Raw genomic sequence first — 17,799 nt, 5'->3', positions numbered from 1 at the left:
CGATTGATACTATTATTGGAAGAAAAATTTGAACAAATGAGAAAAATGTTAAGTAGATACTAGTCACTAATATTATCTCCTTCAATATCGTTTTTTTCAAACATTGACTTAAGAACTGTTTCGTTTAAAGTGAAATTCAAATCAGTTAAATGGTAAAATTTCAAAGATTTACCAGATTCTGATATTTCAAGATGGCTACTAACTAGATTTACCTCCTCAAGTTTTTTTAAGTGCAAGTAAAGTAACGGTCTACTAATGCCCATTTTTCTAGCTAACTCACTTACATACTCTCGATTTAAAGTAAGTAAATAAAGAATTTGTAGTCTATAAGGGTTAGCTAGCGCCAATAAAGTACTTAAAATATCCTCGTTTACTTGTAAGTCTTTCATATGTAATTATTTTATTACATATGAAATTTGAATGCAAGTGCAAGTTCAAATATATACCATTTTAAGTACATGGGTTTGTCTCAGAATTTCTTTACTACAGTTAAATAGTAGGTTGAGTACCCCCAAGTGTTAGGTTTTATATAGATATGCCCTTGAATGTATTCCTTATTTTGAATCTTAATTTCCTTCAGTGTTGTTTTCTTTACATTAGAATCAGTGGTGAACCGATAGCTGCTCCCCTCATGGATCCAGGTCTCATCAAGGATGATGCCATTCATAATGTGGCGATACGGCATGGCGGTGCATAACGTGTATCCCTTCAGATAGTGTGCAGCTTCCTGAATGGAGACACACTCCATTAATTCTACCCCGTCTTTAAAAATCAGGATCGGTTTATACGTCTTGTTTATTGCGATTGGTTTTCGTAAATCCATTTCTCTCACTCCTCCTATCAATTACACCTTGCCTATTTATGTATACGGTCAACCACAGGAATAAGAAGCTATTTAACAAATACCGGATTATAATAAAGGTGTGTTGGATAATTTTACAATAATTATAAAGTGGAGTGATAGAAGATGAATAAATTGATCAAGATTGGGAGTGCCGTTCTATTTAGTGGAGCGCTATTGGTGTCGCCATACGGGGAAGCATCAGCCGCTGCGAGCATCAAAGTCCATTACATCGATGTCGGGCAGGGAGACGCCATCTATATCAAGATGCCGAGCGGTGAGGACGTCATCATTGACGGGGGGAACAAAGGAAAGGGCGATGCGATCGTCGCCTACCTCAAAAAGCAAAAAGTCGACGACATCGAGGTACTGATCTCGACACATCCGGATGCGGATCATATCGGTGGATTGGACGAAATCTTGGATGCCTATCGTGTCGAGAACGTCTACGCGCCAAAAGTGAAGCACACGACCCAGGCCTACAAAGACTTCCTTCAAGCCGTCAAACGGGAAGGGAAGACCATCAAAACGGCACAGGCCGGCGTGAAACTACCGATCAAAGGTGTCAGTGCGAAGTTTGTGGGTCCGGTCAAAGCCTACTCGAACAGTGACTTGAACAATTGGAGTGCAGTCCTTCATGTCACGTACAAGAAGAACACCTTCTTGTTCACAGGGGACGCGGAACATGTTTCTGAGAAGGACATGATGGCGAAGAAGCAGACGCTCCGGGCGGATGTCTTGAAAGTGGGCCATCACGGTGCCAAGACGTCGACGAGTAGCACGTTCCTGAACACGGTCAAACCGAAGCATGCTATCATCAGTGTCGGGAAGAACAGCTACGGCCATCCGACTTCCGAAGTGGTGACGAACTTGAAGCGTCAAAAAACGAACACGCTTCGCACAGATAAGAATGGCACGATCATCATTACAGGGAACGGTTCAAGTTATGCCGTAAAGAAATCAAGATGAAGCGACGCAGAGGGATCATCGATCGATTTGAAGGGGACTTGGCTGTCGTCGAATTCGGAGAAGTGATGGAGGATATTCCAAAGTCACGACTTCCAGACACGGTTCAACCTGGTGACGTGCTTTGGTTTTATGAAGATGGGAAAGTTGAAGTGGACGCCAAGGAACGCAAACGATTATCGAGTGATATCGATGAGTTGATGGATGAGCTTTGGGAAGATTAAAAACGAGTATCAATTATTCATGATTGTATTTTTAAAACTTACAAATCAGTATTTTTTAATAAAGACAAATCGGCAAATAATTTTTATCTAAATATAAAGCTCGATTGACATTGAATAAAAACTGATATAAAGTCAACAGCATAATATTCACTAGGAGGATTGTTAAGAATGATGCACGCCGGGAGATTACGCCACCACACTTTGAACAATGGCTAATTGAATATGTTCAAAGGCTCTGTTTTCATAAAACAGAGTAAATGGGAGTAGTCTGCACATTTTTATCAATCTTTGACGAAGAAACCACACACTTACAAACATAGCAGATTTACAACTCTTTTTGTCGTGTCCTTTTATTTTTGATAATGGACGCTTCTTGGTTGTAGCTCATTTACTCTTGATCACAGACACCATTTTGTCTGTGATTTTTTTATGACTTCATTTAGTTAAGTCTAATTAGAAAAGATTGAAATGAAAAAGTATTAAAAATGCATACATTTCACTTGCTTATCGCACAACATAAAAATTGGAGGAACAAATCATGAACGAATTTAAACGGCTTGCAAAAAATAAAGGATTAGATGTGTTAGAGAATAGCATTGTGGTAAATGAATCGGGTGTTGATTTTCAAGTTGCTTATGCAAAAGATACGCTTGGTAGCAAGTGGATACTAAGAATTCCTCGAAGATTAGATTCGATGAGGAGCGCCTTGAAAGAAAAGGGGGCACTAGAAATTATGGAAGAACATGTGAGTTTTCAAGTTCCAAATTGGTCAATTTTTGATGATGAACTAATTGCGTATAAGCAATTAGATGGTGTTCCGGTTGCAACAATTGATGTAGAGCAACAAGATTACATCTGGAGTTTTGACAAAGAGAATACACCACAATCTTACTATCAGTCATTAGGTAAAGTGTTGGCAGAACTACACACATTACCACATCGACACTTCAAAGAAATCGGTATCAAAACTCTATATGCTAGAGATTTAAACAGTTCAATGAAGATACGGATGGAGAAGGTGAGACAGAAGTATCATGTGAATTCAGAGCTATGGGAGCGTTGGCAAGAATGGTTGGCGAATGATTCGCTATGGCCATCGCATGTAGGTGTAAGCCACGGGGATTTACACCCTGGCCACATACTAATAAATAAGAATTTTGAGGTCTCTGGTTTGATAGATTGGACAGAAATTAGTATTGCGGACACATCTGTGGATTTTCTATCACATCTATTACTGTTTGGTAAGGATGGTTTGACAAAGTTACTCGATGCTTACGACAATGCAGGCGGAAGAACATGGTCAAGAATGGATGAGCATATAATTGAGTTGTTAACAACCAGCGCAATAACTGTAGCTGAATTCGCAGAGATATCTGACCTACAAGATATGCGTGAAACAGCTGCTCATATGCTTACACAAAATGTATGAGGTAAAAGCAATGGCAGCGCTCTGAAATTGAAAAGGGTATGAATTTTTAAATCATCATACCCACGAATGTCACCAGAGTCTTTCGATGTTAAACAATGAAATTCTTGAAAGGGACTTTTGTTCTTCATCTAACAACACGTCATGCCAGTGATTTTCAAGCGATTTCAGGACCGGTCTCTCCAAACGATTGGTTTTTTCAAGATGGTGTAAAGGATGTACGGCACTTTCCGGGACGAAGTGACCACTGACCAATGGTTGATTCGGTAATGCGATTGTATAAGCCACAAGCTGATCTTCACTGAAGTTATGATTATTGGCGATGCCGAACTGCTGAAACCCGAGACCCCTACCATGAATATACATGAGCGGCTCATCGACGCGATCCACCTTCAGGTTCGTCTCGAGGGCCGCTTTTGCGTTCAGATAGGGCTCTACTTCCTCGGGGAACACATTTTGTACGGCATGCATCTGTTCATAGAGATTGAGATCAGTATTTTTCCACCCCATGCGGTGATTCATCTGGTTGATATACTCGAGTGGACTCTGTTCCTTTTCTTGCTCCAAAGTATTCACCTTCTTGAGATGAGACTCGATATGGTCGAGGAAAGTGGCGGATGTCTGATGGACCTCCTGCAACAATTTTTCCTTGTCGAGGAGTTTCTTGTCTTTCGTCCAACCGGCCAGATAAGAGAGCGAGAAGTCGTCCGTCGGAAACCCGAGCTGGTGTGAGACGACATAGGCGACCATCTCGGCTTGGAACTCCTTCTCGGGTGCCGTGAGTGGTTTGTTCCGCTCATAGTTCCGCTCTTGGTTGTGTAGCTCCGCGTGGGCGAGCTCGTGGATCAGGACATTGACGTCCTCAATCGATGTGTTCCGCGGGTTCAAGGCGATCGCATGCAGCTCCGGGTAGTAACAACCCTTCGCCGTCCCGATCTCATTGAGCGGTTCCTCCAATAGCGTCACATTCCGGGCATCCGCGAGCGTCATCAAGGCGTCACGGATGTCTTGTTCGTTCTCGATCCCGCCGTCCCGGTGATACCGTTTGAAGATGTCGGAGACCTCGATCCCTTTTTCGCGCGCGTCGGTCTGCGTGTACTCGAACACGTGACCGATCTTGAAGTACATCATCTTGCGTGACGGGATGCGTCCTTGTTTCACGCCGTCCTTGATTGGCTTCGGTGCTTTGCTGAGCGGTACCCATTCATCTTTGTGCAGGGCGTACGTCACTGGGTTCGGGACGAACACCTTGATGCCACGCTCACCTTTTTGGACCTGTGCGCCTTGTTTCTCCCAGAACGGATAAGAGCCGACCGCGACCGCGCCGGGGAACTGGGACTCGATCAAGATCGCGTTCCGCATCGAGTATTGATGGAACTTGCCGAGGAACTGCAGATGTTCACGGATTTTCTCTGGACTCTCGAAGTAGCTGTCGATTTGTTTTCCCATCTGTTCGGTCAAGACCTCGAGCTCGGCCTTCCGTTCTTCGTTCGTCTTCATCTTGGCCATCGTGTCAGACTCCTTCCTTCAACAAGTCGGTGACAGATTCATCACTATCCGCAAAATCGTTCAGTTCACGCTCGAGGTGTGGCGACGTTTTCGGGATGTCGAGTAACAGCCGTGTCCGCTCGAAATTGACTGGAAGCAAGACGATCTCGTCTTGCGAGATGGCGGTCAAAAGTTGGTGCTCGGAAACGGATATCGGTATGTCGTACCGTTTTCCATAGATGAGGACCGTGACGGTATCGGGTTGAAGCGTCAACAGTTGCCCCATCGTGAAGGGACAATCAAGTGGTCGCATAAGGTTCATCCTCTCTCGAAAGTTAATGTGTCCTTCTTCTGTTTTTGATGCTCGATGCGTTCCTGGACGACACGTTCCGCCGTCGCGAGGAACGTCGGCTTGAACTGGTCCGTCGTCATGATGTCCTCGATGCCCTCGGTCTGCATGAGTGCCTGCAGGAGCTCTGTCAGGATCTGTCCGTGGCGGTCAGAGCGGTTCGCGGCGAGTCGTATCCGTTCGAGTTCCGTCGATATCTGCTCGTTCACCAAGTCCTCGATATGGTGGGAAACCTGTGTGCTGATCGAGCGGGTGAGGAACTGCATGTCCCACTTCTCGTCGGCCAGATGTTTATGCTCGTCTGCGATATGGTCGATGACCTGACCGAGATGGCCGAAGCGTTTGTCGTCGGCGAACTCCTCTAAATACGCGACCGTCTCCGGCTTCAAACGGAGACGGATCTGTCTCAACTCTTCCATCGTCCTCCCTCACTTTCCATATTCGATGTCCCGCTCCAGCTGTTCGAAAGCCCGTTGATTCTTCAGGTGTTCGAATTCGTCGTTCATGTGCCGCTCGATCCGGTAGAGTGATTCGTTGAATAGCTTTTGTTGGTTGAACGCACGTCTGACCGGATGTTTTGGGGCTCCTTTTTTCTCCAATATCACCTGTTCTTTTGACAAATCGCGCATCTCGGAGAGGATGGCATTCCCCATCCGCGTGTAGAGGTCCTGTCGTTTCGTCGTCCTATAACGCTCGGCCTTCTCCGTGTCGCCGTAGCTCCGACGATGGAACGACACCTCCTGTTCGAGGCGCTCATTGAATGCTTGAAACTCTGATTTGAAATGAATGTCGATATAGCGGTCGGTCAGACGGTCGAGTGACTCACGGAGCGGCTGCATCCCGTTCATGTTGTAGCGCCACTGTCGTTTGTCTTCCGGCAACCGTTCATAGATGTCCTTGAACTGACGGACGAGCTCCGGATGCAGGACACGGTTCGGGAGCGTTTGAATCTTCCGGTTCCGTTTATGGGCGATCAACTCGTCGCGGATGAATGCGTTCAGTTTCTCCTGTTCTTTCGTCCGGTCGGCGAGGGAATGGATGACCTTCGACTTCATCAGCTCGATCGATTTCGGTTTGCGTTTGCCGCGCTCGCGCATGTGACTCGTCTCGACGATGGCGACATGCACGTGGATATTGTCGGTGTTGTAATGCACGGCACCGGTCCAGTAGGCATGGACCATCTTCTCTTTTTGGAGCATCGCCTCGACCGCGTTCCGCGTCGCCTGGATCAATCGTTTCTCGTCGACGAGGTCGTCGTGGAGCACACCGGTCTCGCGTAGCCAGGCGTTGTCGAACGAGATGACGTCCTGCCAGAGGATGCTCCCGTTCTCTTGCGCGTGCTTGAAGATGTCGCGGACGACGCGACGCTTTTCGTCGTTCAACCGGTCGTCCTCGCGTGTAAACAGACCGCTCGACTTCGTCTCGTCTTCCATATAATCGTGATACGTCTCGAACTGTTCGCTGCTGTCTTTTGCGTCCGGACGATTGATGTAGTCGAGGTACGTCGTGTAGCGGCGCGATTTCTTTTTCGTGCCCGGAACCTTGAACTTCGACTTGATGACGACGCCCGGCGTCTCACGCATCCTGCATCACCTCGTTCAACAAGCGAGTCACTTCGGCGAGCTCGTCCGCACTCCGTTTCAAATGGAGCGTGTTCGCCTCGAGCTGTCGTTCGAGCCGTTCGACCTGCGTCGATTGGATGCCGTTCGCGCACCAAGAGGCGAGCAGTTCTTTCAAATATTGTTGCCGAGAGCGGTTGTTTTCCTTCGCCCACTCATCGATCTGCTTCACGATGACAGGGTCGATGTCGCGGAGTAACAGATCCATCTGCTGACCACCTTTCTAGAGAGTGTATATTGCCAACGTTCGAAAAGTTCGTTCAAAGAGCATAAGGGGAAACTGCTATCACTTGTCGTGATAGCCCAGGCAGAGCCTGGGGTTTCCGTGATATCATCAAAAGTCCGAAAACGGCACGAAATGTGCCAGTAAAACCAGCGATTTGGCACGAAATGTGCCACTTAAATCGACAGTTCTCGGAGCCGTACGCGTAGTTTTTCATGCTTTTCTTCGAGTGCCTGGACCGACTGTTCGAGCTTTTCAAGTTCTAGTGTGAGCTCGTCACGCTTCCGGCCGAGGTCGAAAATCTCGTTCTCTTGTTCGACCTGTTCGTCGAGCGAGAGGTAGGGAAGTTCTTCTTCGAGTTCCTCTTTGTCACGGTCGAGTCGCTCGATTTGTTGCCGTTGTGCTACGACTAACTGCTGTGCTGTTTCCAAATGCCGTTCGGTCTCCGCGAGCTCGTCCTCGACGAATAGTCTCGTGAAAGTTGTCTCATCAGATGAACTGTGGTTCGCCTGTTCGATGGTCCGGCGGTCGGCATAGAGGGACGTCAAAAGACTGTTCTCATGTTCCTCGGATGTGAGTGCATCGATTGATTGTGACTCGTCTACCCCATAGATTCGGACGGCGAGCTGGTCGAAGTCTCTCGGCACGTCCTTCAATTCGAGCACGTATTGGTCGTTCCGTTCGTACAGCACCATGACTTCTTTCTCGGAATCCGGACGTGCCTTATAGACATAGCGGAAGAGATGATCGTTCGTGTTACCTGGTGCTTCATCGAGCGAGAGTCGGATGCGTATTGTCTTGGCCTCCGTATCGTAACTGGACGCGTGGAGCGTCACGGTCTCTCCGTTCGAGAGACGGATTGCCTCGTTGATCGGCGTCTCATTGACCGGTGCCTCCTCGGCGAAGAAGAACGACGAGGTACCGAAAAAGAGGAAGCCGACGACAAAGAATACGCCGAGTACGAGGTAGAACCGGGAGACGTTCTGGGTGAGACGCCGTCGTGTTTGTCGTCGCATCTAGATTCCTCCTTCAGGTGTCAGGTCTTCCATTTCGGTGACGACCAAACGTCCTTCGATGGACTCGAACGTCAGGGCCAACAGTTCTTGCGTCGTCTCTTCATAACCCGTCTCGGTGATCCACAGCTCCTGTTCGAACCGTACGAGGCAATCTTCTCCGGAGAGAGAAGGGAACACCTCGATGTCGCGGACGGTCGTCTCGAACGTGCCGACGTCGCTCCCATCAGCGGCGAAGAGTGTGGCCGCGAGTTCCTCCGACATGACGTCCTTCGACTGTCGTTTCTGGGTCGTGTAACTGTCCTTCGTGATTGTGAAGGCGTACTCGACGAAGCGCGTCGCGCGTGTCGTCAGCTCCTCCATTCGTTCCGTCTCCTTTGAAGCGACGACTTGTTCGGTGTCCGCTGACGTATCCTCGGAGGTTGCCGATTCAAGGGAAGTGACGCTCTCATTTTTCGTCTCACTAGGGTCTGAAGTACCCGTGACAGCCGTCGCTTGTTGATAGAAAAAGGCGTTCGCCGCGAGTGAAATAAGAAGCAGTACCCCGAACAGATACGCGAGGTGACGTGCGGTGAAGTTCATTCTTCCTCCTCCTTTCCATACATCCATGACTCAAAATCCGAAGACCGGGGCGGGGTCGATATGACCGGACCATTCGCTCGTCTTGATCTCGAAATGCAGATGGTTCCCGCTCGATCGGCCTGTCGTGCCGCAGTACCCGAGCGCCTGCCCAGCGTCGATCTGTTGCCCGGTCTGGACGCCGAGACGACTCAGGTGCGCGTACGCCGTGATGTAGTTGTCGTGTCGGACTTGGACGAGATTGCCGTACGGTCCGCGGTTCCCGCTATAGATGACGGTGCCGCTCTTGACCGCGTGGATCGTGTCGGACGGGGTGCAACTGAAGTCGATACCGGTGTGGTTGTCCCGTTGTCCGAAGACGACGCGCCACCCGAAACGCGATGTCACGTTGAGCGGGATGGCGAGCGGGGAACGTAACTCCGACAACAGTTCTTTCGTGATGACCCCGTCGGCGACGGCGACCGGCGCGAGGTATTTCAGCACCGCTTCGACATACTCGATATCCCCGTAACAGGCGCCGTACTGGACCGCGCTCGGACGATGACAACGATAGATACCGGTGTGTTTCACGCGCTGGTACATCATCTGCGAGAACGAGATGGCGAGCTCTTTCGAGTATCGTCCGCCGTTCTCCTGGACATAATCGATAAAGCCGCCGCCGAAGTTGTAGCTCTGTAACGTGAGTTGCACGTCGCGGTTCGCCCGTTCGAAGACGGAGGCGAAATGTTCGATGCCGTAGACGATGCTCTCCTCAGGGGAGGTGATGCACCCAATCCGTCCACACTTCGATTCGCTCGCCTGCATCGGGTCGTTCCCACGCCCGCCGCTCTCCTGCATCATGAGCGCGAGCACGAGGTTCGTCTGTTCGGCCAGTCCGTGCTTCGTCAGTTCCGACTCGACCAAGCCTCGATATTGGAGCACCTGGTCGCTCACCTGGAGACCGCCTGTTGTGTCGAACGTGACGTCGGTCGGTTGTTCATTCTGGACACCCGTGAGCGTGTCGAGGATTCCGACGACGAGGATGACCAGGAACAACACGAGTGCCGCGATGCCGAGCAGGATGAGCCGCCACTTGAGCGTCACGAGCTGCCATTTCGCTGTGACGGCGAAGCGGGCCGTCCGTTTCGCGGCCGCCCACATCAGGCACCTCCACCGAACAGGGCGAGCTCCTCGGGCGCGACGTCGACGTCAAAGATGAGGTTCTGCACGCCCGAGATGCTGAGGACGACACGCCCCGTCTCGAGCGAGGGGATGATCCGCATCTCGGAGTTCGAGAGCTGCCCGTCGAACACCGTCTGGATGATCGGGATGCTCTCCGCGTCCTGTTCGCCGATGATCTTGTACTGCGTCAACTGGAAGAGAGACTTGACGTTCTCCGCGTTCTCGGACTTCGACCCGGCCGGCACGAAGTCGGTGATCAGATGCGACACGAAGAAGATACCACCGAAATACTTGCGCGCCTCGCGCATACAGCGTTGCAGATACAGGATGGCCGGTTGGGCGATGTCGCGCGTGTTGATCAAGTGGTGCGCCTCGTCGATGACGATGAGGTACTTGCATGCCTCCTCGGTCCGGAGCACACCCTGGTTATAGGCTTTCAGTTGACTCGAGCCGTTGGCAATCATCCCGTCCCACAGCATGTTCATGAGTGAGAACACCTGCGCCTGGAATACCTCGTCGCGCAGGCTTGTCAGGTTCCGGAGCGGGAACGAGACGATGAGCTCCTCGTCGAACCGGTCGATCGAGGAGTGGCCGTCGAAGATGTTGCCGTAGTTATGGACGAGGTTCGTGACGGCGAGCTCGATGTTCTCGAGACGCCGCACCCGATTCGGGCTGATTGCTTCCTTGATCGACGTGCGCGTGTCGTCCGTGTAGAGCTCACGACGCACGAGATGTAAGAAATCGGAGAACGTCGGGTATCGATTCGCCGGATGCGTCGTGATCGGCAGTTCACCCTGTTCGTCCCAGAGCCCGTGCCGGACGTACAAATCCCGGAGCAGGATCTCGAACTCGTTCGTCTCTTCCTGCGTCGCCGCCGGGTTGATGTAGTGATAGAACACGGCCATCTTCGAGAGATGCTGCATGAACGAGAGCGCCTCGTTGGCGCTGCCATCGTTATTCGTCACCGTCTTATAGACATGGAGCGGGTTGATGAGCCCGGCCGACCCGTCGAGCGCGATTTCTTTCCCGCCGAGCTGGCGTACGAGGTCCGAGAACTCGCCGGTGACGTCGAGGATGCGGATCTTATTGCCCTTGATCGCCTGATCGAGCACGGTCTTCTTGAGGAGCGTCGACTTGCCGGACCCCATCTTGCCGATCATGAGCGCGTTATAGAACTTGCGCTGTTTGTCCTTATGGAACAGGTCGAAGATGACGCTACCGTTCGTGTCGGTCGTCCCGTAATACGTGCCGGTCGCGTCCTGGAGCGACGTGAAGTGGAACGGATAGCCGCCGGCGATGGAGAGGGACGGGATCTCTTTCCCACGGCGCCGGTTCGGGAGCTTTTGTTGCTGATCATAGCTCGTGAACAGGCTCTGCCATTCCCACTCCTGTTCGTTCAGGAAGATTGTCGAGCGGAAATTCCGGGCCTCGAGTTCCTCCATCACTTCCTGCACTTTTACCTCGAGTGCATCGAGCGTTTTCGCCTTCACATAGAGGCGCAGATGCAGATATTTCATCGTCTCGCCCTGGGTGATTTGTTCGTAAAGCTCGTTCAGTTCCTTGTACGTCTCCCGGGCGTCGATGCGGTCGATGTTGTCCTTCGCGTTCTCGAAGCGTGTGTTCTGTTCGGCCATCGACTTGTTGATGGTCTGGATGATCTCGCGCTTGTCGGCCGTCCCGATGTCGAGCGTCGTCAAAACGCCCGGCATGTTCAGGATCGGTTCGAGCCAGTAGTCATAGACAAGCGACTGATATTTATAGACATGGAGGCACGACAGATAGCCGTCACCGAGCCGGACGAAGTTGGCCTCAAACCGGATGCCACCTTGTGGCTGAATCTTGGCGATGACGTCAGGGTTATAGCCTTTCTCAATCTTGACGGTCTCCGGGTCCTGTTGTTTGGATAACTTGGCACGTAGGCGTTGCCACATGCGCGTCACTCCTTTCTTCAGGCGTCGAGTTGCGGTTTCGTGTTCGGGTTGTTCAATTGATAGAGCACATGGATTTTCTGGTCGAGCGTCAGCTCGCGCATCGGGTTCGAGCGGCGAAGCAGTTTATAGAGGTGCGTCTTCCGCTCACGTAGCGTCCGCTCGTCGTCGGCATAAAAAAAGAGGAGATAATCGCGATTGGTGCGATGCTCCTCGAGGTATTCGAGCTCCTGCTTCTTTTTGAGTAAAAAGGGCAGGTAGGCCGGAGTCTGATTTTGTCGAATCTGTCGTTCGATGCTGAGCTTCTGCCGCTCGAGACTGAGCGGTGTGTTCAGTGGCACGACCTTGAGCGGGTTCGTGTACGCTTGCAGAAGATAGGCGAGCGAGAACACGTCATGGTCTTTTTCCTCCTCATTCAAGGAGTAGATGTCCTTTGAGGTGAGCTGGATCATGTCGAGATAGGTCCCGTCGCGCATCTCGAACGCCTCGGTCCCAGTGATGTCGACGACCGGTATCAGTTCGGCGACCGTCGATTTGACGACGACCCTGTCTTTGACTTTCCGTTTCTCGACTACGTCCTGTTCGTCGAGCCAGGTGCCTGTGCGTCTCGGTTCCCTTAGTGTGTCTTCAATGAGAGCCATCTCAATCACGTCCTTTCGCCTGCGCATCGAGCGCGAGATAGGTGTCTTTGCGTTTGATGAGCGCGTAGTAGAGCGCGTGGACCATCCGTTTTTGCGGATTAGTCGCCGGCCGGAGCACCATGAACAGCCCGAAGACGACGAGGAAGACCGTGAACGGGATGTGCAGCACGGACGGGATGAACGGGAGCGTCACGAGCCGGAGCACGATGAGCCCGACAAGGAACAGGAAGTCATGCAGATAGAGCATCTTATTGATCTTCAGTTCGGTCGTGACTTCGTTCGGGATCCGGTATTTACGCATGGGTCATCACTCCTTCTTCTCAATATTGTCAGGACGCGGTGGCGAGGTAGGGTAGATCCGTCGCGTCTCTTCCTGGTGCTGGCTATGACGATGCGTCTGATTCTCACGCACCTGTTCGATGACCTCGGTCTCGACGTCGAGCACGGTGTCCTGATGGATGGTCCGTCGGGCGCGGCCTTGGCGTTTCTCTGTTGACGCATCATTCGAATCCATCGTAGAGGACGAAGACGAGGATGAGTCGCCTGAAGGTGGTACCTCATGAGATGTCGGTGTCGTCACGTCATTTCTGTCTACTGATTCATTGTGACGATGGCCTGGTCCGGATGTAGTATCGGTGGACCCGGTGACCGGTTCGAGAGTCGATGAAGCAGGGACTGGAGAATGACCAGAGCTCGAATAATCGCGAATCGGTTCCGGTCTTGGTGTCTCCGATGACGTGGTTGGATGGTCGGGTCCACGTTCGATATTCGATTCTGGATTCGTCGCATGAATCGATTCAGGAGACATGTGACCCGACGCTTCGTTCACGTGTTGGGAACCGTGCACTTCAAGCTCGGTTTCTTGACCACTGATTGATTGCGCAACGTCTTGCGGACTTGTCCGTTTGTCTTGATCAGGTTGAGTACGACTTGCGGTTTGATTCGTCTGAGCAACACCATCTGGATCGGTTTGTCTATCGGCGTCCGTCCGCTGTGGAGCTTGGGCCGCCACACTAAGCGGTGAACCGTTCTTGGGCACGGCGGTTGGATCCATCCGGGTCGTCGCGGCCTCATGGAGCGATGGCATCTTCGGTGCGCCCTGCGCGGCACGCGCGACCTTTGAGACCGCATGGGCACCGGCCGAGGTCACACCTTTCCCGGTGGCATAGGCGCCGAGCGCGACACCCCAGCCCCGTTTGAGCCCGGCATCGATCCCGAACAGCCGCTCGACCATGTTCGGCCCATCAATCAACGCGACCGAGAAGGCGATGAGGGCGATCAGATAGGCGAACCCGTCCAACGTCTCCGCGAGATAGGCGGTCCCGATCGTGTACAGCTTGATGGAGACGAAGATCAGGATGATCACGAGGAACGTGTTCAAAATGCTCTGGATGACCTTCTTCGTCTTTTGACCACTGTGCAGGTCGGCAGGTGCGACGAGAATCGCCAAAACATAGTTAAAGGCGAGCTCGAACGAGAGGCGCGCCAGTTTATAAGCGATCGAGAACAGCGTGAAGCCCATGATTCCGAGTGTCACGAAGATGGTCAACCAGTTCGGCTGATAGCGGTAGTAATATTGGTTGTTCCATTCGACGCCACCTTGGTCGAGTTTCGAGGTTCCCATCGTTTCACCATTCCAGGTTAGTTTGGACTGAGAGATTTGTTCGCCAGTACTTCCCAAGCGAAATTCATTACTATCGAATACCTCGTTGATATCGATATTTCGTAAATGACTTTGAGGCAGAGAGTTCAAAGCCTCACCTTCCAAACCGGAAAAATCGTTTCGGTCATATTCAATCAAATCATGAATGTTTTCTCGTAAAATCTGATTTGATATCGATTCACCGGAAGAGTTTTCGCCAGAGTTTTGAGTTGTGAAATCAATCGCGGTATCACTGAATTCACTTACTTGCGTCATCGTTGGAGATAATAGTCCGAGAATGAGCAACGTGATAAACAGATTGATTAAAAATCCTTCCCGATCAAATTTCTTTTGAAAAATGATGAGGTAACCCGTGAATAGGAAGCTAGCAGCTAAAAGAACGTACAAAAAAGGTTGAATCGTAGAAACGAATTCAACCACTTGAGAGTTATTAAAAAATGTTTTAGTTAGTAATATGCTGTCAGTCACTTTTTCAAGTCCATCAATCAATGCTGCTAAGCCACGTATTAAAATCCAACCCATTGAGCGGAGGGCATCCAGTACCAGTGTACTGAGACTAAGGATATCAGTGAACTCTTGTAGCTTATTTACGACTTCGTTATCACCCATAGAATCCCTCCATTCAGAGGCTATTTAATGAAGTTAGTAACTTGATCCTTTAATTCATCTTCTGTAAGAGCAGATACATTTAATTCACGACTGATTTCACCATCAATCATCTCATACAATCTGCCACCTTTAAGTTCAGGATGTTCTTGGGTAGAACGTTCTTCAAGATCTTCCCCATTAGGCTGAAACGGATTGAATAAGAGAACGTCTTTCTTTTTTTCCGTGGCGACTTCTCGCACAGTATCAACGTAAGCCCCTTCATTACCTTGACTGTCGCTGTCTACAAGAACGTATGCACTTTCTTGCTCAGTTTTAATATCTGCAATTTCTTCGACAGAAGTCGTAGAAAGATAATTCGAACTTTCGGCACCACACGATGCTAAAAGTAACGAACTTCCGAGTAGGACACCAATCAAGATTTTCCTCATAACGTTTACCCCTCCGTCAGACGATTTTCCCCTTCAATAGATCCGCGATTTTTAAATTGACGCGGAAGTCGAACTTATCTATTAGTGTAACAGTTTTTGGGGTGTCTGAGGTGTCGTCCTGATAGACGGTCAGAAAGCCATCGGTCGTCTGGATATTGAGCACGTCGCCCCGTTCGAGGCGGACGCGTTGCGTCTCGATGATCCTCGCGACGACGCGCAATTCGTTCTGGATTCGCTTCTCTCTCGCACTCTCGGCCATGAATTCGGCCTCCTCTCTACGGTGTGCCTTGCTTCAGTTTCTCGAGTCGTTTCGCGATCATCGTGCTCAAAAAGCTCTTCTGGCTGTCGGTGACGTCGTAAACTCCTAGGTTCAGGTTCGTTTCGAACTCAGGGAGGGGCATCCCACCGATGTCATGTCCTTCGAACATCGAGCGGAGGATGCTGTCCTGCAGCACGTCCCGTACCGTCAGTGGCTTTTCTTCCTGATTCGATGGCGTGTTCGCTTCCGTCTCGTCTTCTTTCTGGGCGAAACGGATACGGATCTGTTCGAAGTCGAGACCGGCGTGACGACAAGGGATGTCGATGTCATGCAGGGAGCGGTCCGTGTCGAAGTCGTCCGCCAGGTATTCGTAGCGGTACTTCATCGCCGTCTTGCCGCTCAGGAAGATCGGATACGACTGGATACGTCGTTTCTTCGTGTCCTGACGCTTGATGACACGGATAATCAGCATCTCGCCTTCTTTTAACCCCATGACTTCGGTCGCCGTCATGAGCCGGCGGCCGTCCACGTTCTCCGTCTTCGATTTCTTGAGCGAGAACGTCTGCCCGGACCGGGATTTCGTGACGATGGTCGCCTCACCGAGCTTCTTCGAGATCAGTTCGGCGGTCGACTCGTCCGCGGTCAACAGATAGTGTGTGTTCCCACAGTTGCCGTCGATCGTCTTCCAGTCCTCCCCGTACAGGTTCTCAAGTTGGGAATAGGCCTGGATGACGAGGTTGAAGCGCATGTTCCGGCCGAGACAGACCGTGATGATGTTGGCCATGCCCTCGATTGGAGGCATGTTCCCGAACTCATCAAGAAGGAAGACGACTTGGCGCTCACATTTGCCTTGTTTCGTCTGCGAGGCGACCCGGGCGAGCGCCGTGTACACCTGTTTGATGTAGAGCGACGCGATGACGTTGAACGTCGGGTCATAGTCCGGGACGATGAGGAACACCGCCACGGGACGGAGCTGGTGCATCACCTCACGAATCTGTATCGTCCCGTCGATGGAGTAGCGGAACCGTCCACTCAACTCGTCATGCGCTTCCAGCTGGATCGTCGAAGTGCTTGAGTCGGTTGAGATCTGAACGAGGTCCCCAATTTGGAGTGGTGACGTATGGTATACGATGAAGCTGCCATCGTCGTCCGTCGTGAGCGCATGGGTCGTCCCATCGGGGAATTTTAACGTGAGTCGTGTTAGTGGCTCCGCCCGTCCGCTGATCCAACGGTTGAATCCGATGCGTCGCATGTCGAGCGAGTTCATCGACGTCAGCTTTCCGGTCCCGTTCAACGTGAAGATCCCGAGTTTCGCATTGGTATTGGCTAAAATACTCGCCCGTGTCTGACCACCAGAGAAGTGGAGCGTCGCGAACTGGAGCCGGGCCGGGTGGTTCTCCGGGAATCGCTGAAAGAATTCGTCGAGCGCGGAGATTTCCTGCCCTTGTCGGGTCACGACCGTCCGCGATCCTAAGTCCGAGAGCATGAGGGCCACGTTGTACATGTTGATCTTCTCCGGCGTGTCTTTCGCCTCCTCACAGAGCCCGAGGATGAGCGCCGTACACAGGTCGATCGACGAGTTGGCCCAGAACGGGTCCCGCGCCTTCGGGTCATGGTACAACATGAACGCGACCGAGCGCGCATACTGTTGGGCGAGCGAGTAGTTCTCTTCTAAAAACGCGTCGATCGTCAGTTGCAACAGGTTGTATGACATCGATTGGAGCGGGTTCATCAGGTTTAACACCTCGACCTGATAGCCGCGTTGCTCGAGTGTTTCCTTCGAGGCGGCGAAGAGCTCACCTTTCGGGTCGTTGATGATCAGACTCGCCTGATCACTCGCCCGGCTGTACAGATCGATCGTCGAGAAGACGAACGTCTCGCCTTTGCCGGATCGGGTCGTCCCGATGACGAGGTTATTGACGGGCGAGTCATCGATGAACAGCTCGTTCTTGACCCGTCCGACGGGGACACCGCCTAATCCGTCATACCGTTTCTTCCGGTCGGGGACGCGACGGTACTGTTGTTTCAATTCATCGAATGAGGTGAAGCGGGCGCTCCCTTTCTGATTTTCTCGCAGATCCCGGAAGTTCAGCCATACCTTGCCGAACACGACCAGTCCGATGAACAGACTGAACACCATCAGCCCGATCAAGACGGTCGAAGAGGGAAGACTCACCTCTAAGAATAAGGAAGGGGAGAGCGTCGGAATCGTCGCCCCGGCCAACAATCCATCTTTTACGATCGGGGTCATGATTTGTCGAATGATGTTGTAGACCCCGTTCAGCAGATAAAAGATCCCGACCGGCACTACCAACAGGCAGAACAGGGCGGGGAAGATCAGACGTATCGGGAATCGTGGTGACAGAGACGGAGTTCTCAATT

20 protein-coding genes are annotated in these 17,799 nt (G+C 51.4%); 3 read left to right on the top strand and 17 right to left on the bottom strand.

Going from position 1 to position 17,799, the window contains the following annotated elements:
* Nucleotides 1–59 precede the first annotated feature (59 nt).
* Together KNP79_RS13655 and KNP79_RS13650 are read right to left on the bottom strand one after the other, a co-directional pair.
* Nucleotides 60–389 carry an ArsR/SmtB family transcription factor gene (locus tag KNP79_RS13655; RefSeq protein ID WP_215192816.1) on the bottom strand — a complete coding sequence of 110 codons (330 nt, stop codon included), beginning with the start codon at nt 387–389 and terminating at the stop codon, nt 60–62.
* 80 nt (nt 390–469) lie between these two features.
* Nucleotides 470–823 (bottom strand): hypothetical protein, encoded by a 354-nt coding sequence (locus KNP79_RS13650; RefSeq protein ID WP_215192815.1) that lies wholly within the window; start codon nt 821–823, stop codon nt 470–472.
* A 144-nt stretch (nt 824–967) separates the two neighbouring features.
* Between KNP79_RS13650 and KNP79_RS13645 the strand changes: the two genes are divergently transcribed.
* From KNP79_RS13645 to mphN, 3 genes are all read left to right on the top strand, one after another.
* On the top strand, nt 968–1,810 hold the full coding sequence (locus KNP79_RS13645; protein WP_215192814.1) for a ComEC/Rec2 family competence protein: 843 nt from the start codon (nt 968–970) through the stop codon (nt 1,808–1,810).
* Nucleotides 1,807–2,031, top strand: coding sequence for a DUF3006 domain-containing protein (locus KNP79_RS13640; protein WP_024127775.1), 225 nt, complete (start codon nt 1,807–1,809; stop codon nt 2,029–2,031). The genes KNP79_RS13645 and KNP79_RS13640 overlap by 4 nt, the downstream gene beginning before the upstream one ends.
* Before the next feature lie 538 nt (nt 2,032–2,569).
* Nucleotides 2,570–3,460, top strand: coding sequence for a macrolide 2'-phosphotransferase MphN (gene mphN / locus KNP79_RS13635; RefSeq protein ID WP_029596482.1), 891 nt, complete (start codon nt 2,570–2,572; stop codon nt 3,458–3,460).
* Nucleotides 3,461–3,529: 69 nt separating this feature from the next.
* Here the strand turns inward: mphN and KNP79_RS13630 are convergent, their stop codons facing one another.
* The 15 genes from KNP79_RS13630 to KNP79_RS13560 all read right to left on the bottom strand — a co-directional run bounded on the left by KNP79_RS13630 (nt 3,530) and on the right by KNP79_RS13560 (nt 17,725).
* A complete protein-coding gene (locus tag KNP79_RS13630) occupies nt 3,530–4,966 on the bottom strand; it encodes an ImmA/IrrE family metallo-endopeptidase (protein WP_215192813.1) in 1,437 nt (478 codons plus the stop codon).
* A 4-nt stretch (nt 4,967–4,970) separates the two neighbouring features.
* Complete coding sequence (locus tag KNP79_RS13625) at nt 4,971–5,258, bottom strand: hypothetical protein (protein ID WP_215192812.1); 288 nt, start codon at nt 5,256–5,258, stop codon at nt 4,971–4,973.
* 5 nt (nt 5,259–5,263) lie between these two features.
* Entirely contained in the window at nt 5,264–5,713 is a 450-nt protein-coding gene (locus KNP79_RS13620) for a hypothetical protein (RefSeq protein ID WP_215192811.1), read from the bottom strand.
* A 9-nt stretch (nt 5,714–5,722) separates the two neighbouring features.
* On the bottom strand, nt 5,723–6,877 hold the full coding sequence (mobP2, locus tag KNP79_RS13615) for a MobP2 family relaxase (protein ID WP_215192810.1): 1,155 nt from the start codon (nt 6,875–6,877) through the stop codon (nt 5,723–5,725).
* A complete protein-coding gene (locus KNP79_RS13610; protein WP_215192809.1) occupies nt 6,870–7,121 on the bottom strand; it encodes a hypothetical protein in 252 nt (83 codons plus the stop codon). Before KNP79_RS13610 ends, mobP2 begins: the two co-directional genes overlap by 8 nt.
* 191 nt (nt 7,122–7,312) lie before the next feature.
* A complete protein-coding gene (locus tag KNP79_RS13605; RefSeq protein WP_215192808.1) occupies nt 7,313–8,152 on the bottom strand; it encodes a hypothetical protein in 840 nt (279 codons plus the stop codon).
* Nucleotides 8,153–8,731, bottom strand: a complete 579-nt coding sequence (locus tag KNP79_RS13600) for a hypothetical protein (protein ID WP_215192807.1) — start codon at nt 8,729–8,731, stop codon at nt 8,153–8,155.
* 30 nt (nt 8,732–8,761) lie between these two features.
* On the bottom strand, nt 8,762–9,868 hold the full coding sequence (locus KNP79_RS13595; protein ID WP_215192806.1) for a lysozyme family protein: 1,107 nt from the start codon (nt 9,866–9,868) through the stop codon (nt 8,762–8,764).
* A complete protein-coding gene (locus KNP79_RS13590) occupies nt 9,868–11,820 on the bottom strand; it encodes a VirB4 family type IV secretion system protein (protein WP_214803695.1) in 1,953 nt (650 codons plus the stop codon). The genes KNP79_RS13595 and KNP79_RS13590 overlap by 1 nt, the downstream gene beginning before the upstream one ends.
* A gap of 17 nt (nt 11,821–11,837) precedes the next feature.
* Complete coding sequence (locus KNP79_RS13585; protein ID WP_214803698.1) at nt 11,838–12,458, bottom strand: hypothetical protein; 621 nt, start codon at nt 12,456–12,458, stop codon at nt 11,838–11,840.
* Between the two features lies 1 nt (nt 12,459).
* On the bottom strand, nt 12,460–12,759 hold the full coding sequence (locus KNP79_RS13580) for a DUF5592 family protein (RefSeq protein WP_214803701.1): 300 nt from the start codon (nt 12,757–12,759) through the stop codon (nt 12,460–12,462).
* A 6-nt stretch (nt 12,760–12,765) separates the two neighbouring features.
* Nucleotides 12,766–14,730, bottom strand: a complete 1,965-nt coding sequence (locus KNP79_RS13575; RefSeq protein WP_371743436.1) for a pLS20_p028 family conjugation system transmembrane protein — start codon at nt 14,728–14,730, stop codon at nt 12,766–12,768.
* Nucleotides 14,731–14,750: 20 nt separating this feature from the next.
* Nucleotides 14,751–15,158, bottom strand: coding sequence for a hypothetical protein (locus KNP79_RS13570; RefSeq protein WP_024127789.1), 408 nt, complete (start codon nt 15,156–15,158; stop codon nt 14,751–14,753).
* Nucleotides 15,159–15,174: 16 nt separating this feature from the next.
* On the bottom strand, nt 15,175–15,417 hold the full coding sequence (locus KNP79_RS13565) for a hypothetical protein (RefSeq protein WP_024127790.1): 243 nt from the start codon (nt 15,415–15,417) through the stop codon (nt 15,175–15,177).
* A gap of 16 nt (nt 15,418–15,433) precedes the next feature.
* Entirely contained in the window at nt 15,434–17,725 is a 2,292-nt protein-coding gene (locus KNP79_RS13560) for a VirD4-like conjugal transfer protein, CD1115 family (protein ID WP_215192804.1), read from the bottom strand.
* Between the last annotated feature and the right edge of the window lie 74 nt (nt 17,726–17,799).

The organism is Exiguobacterium sp. s7 (assembly GCF_018618195.1).
In the GTDB taxonomy this organism is placed as follows: domain Bacteria; phylum Bacillota; class Bacilli; order Exiguobacteriales; family Exiguobacteriaceae; genus Exiguobacterium; species Exiguobacterium mexicanum_A.
Note: the sequence above shows the minus strand (reverse complement) of the source record. Positions and strands in the feature narration are given on the sequence as shown.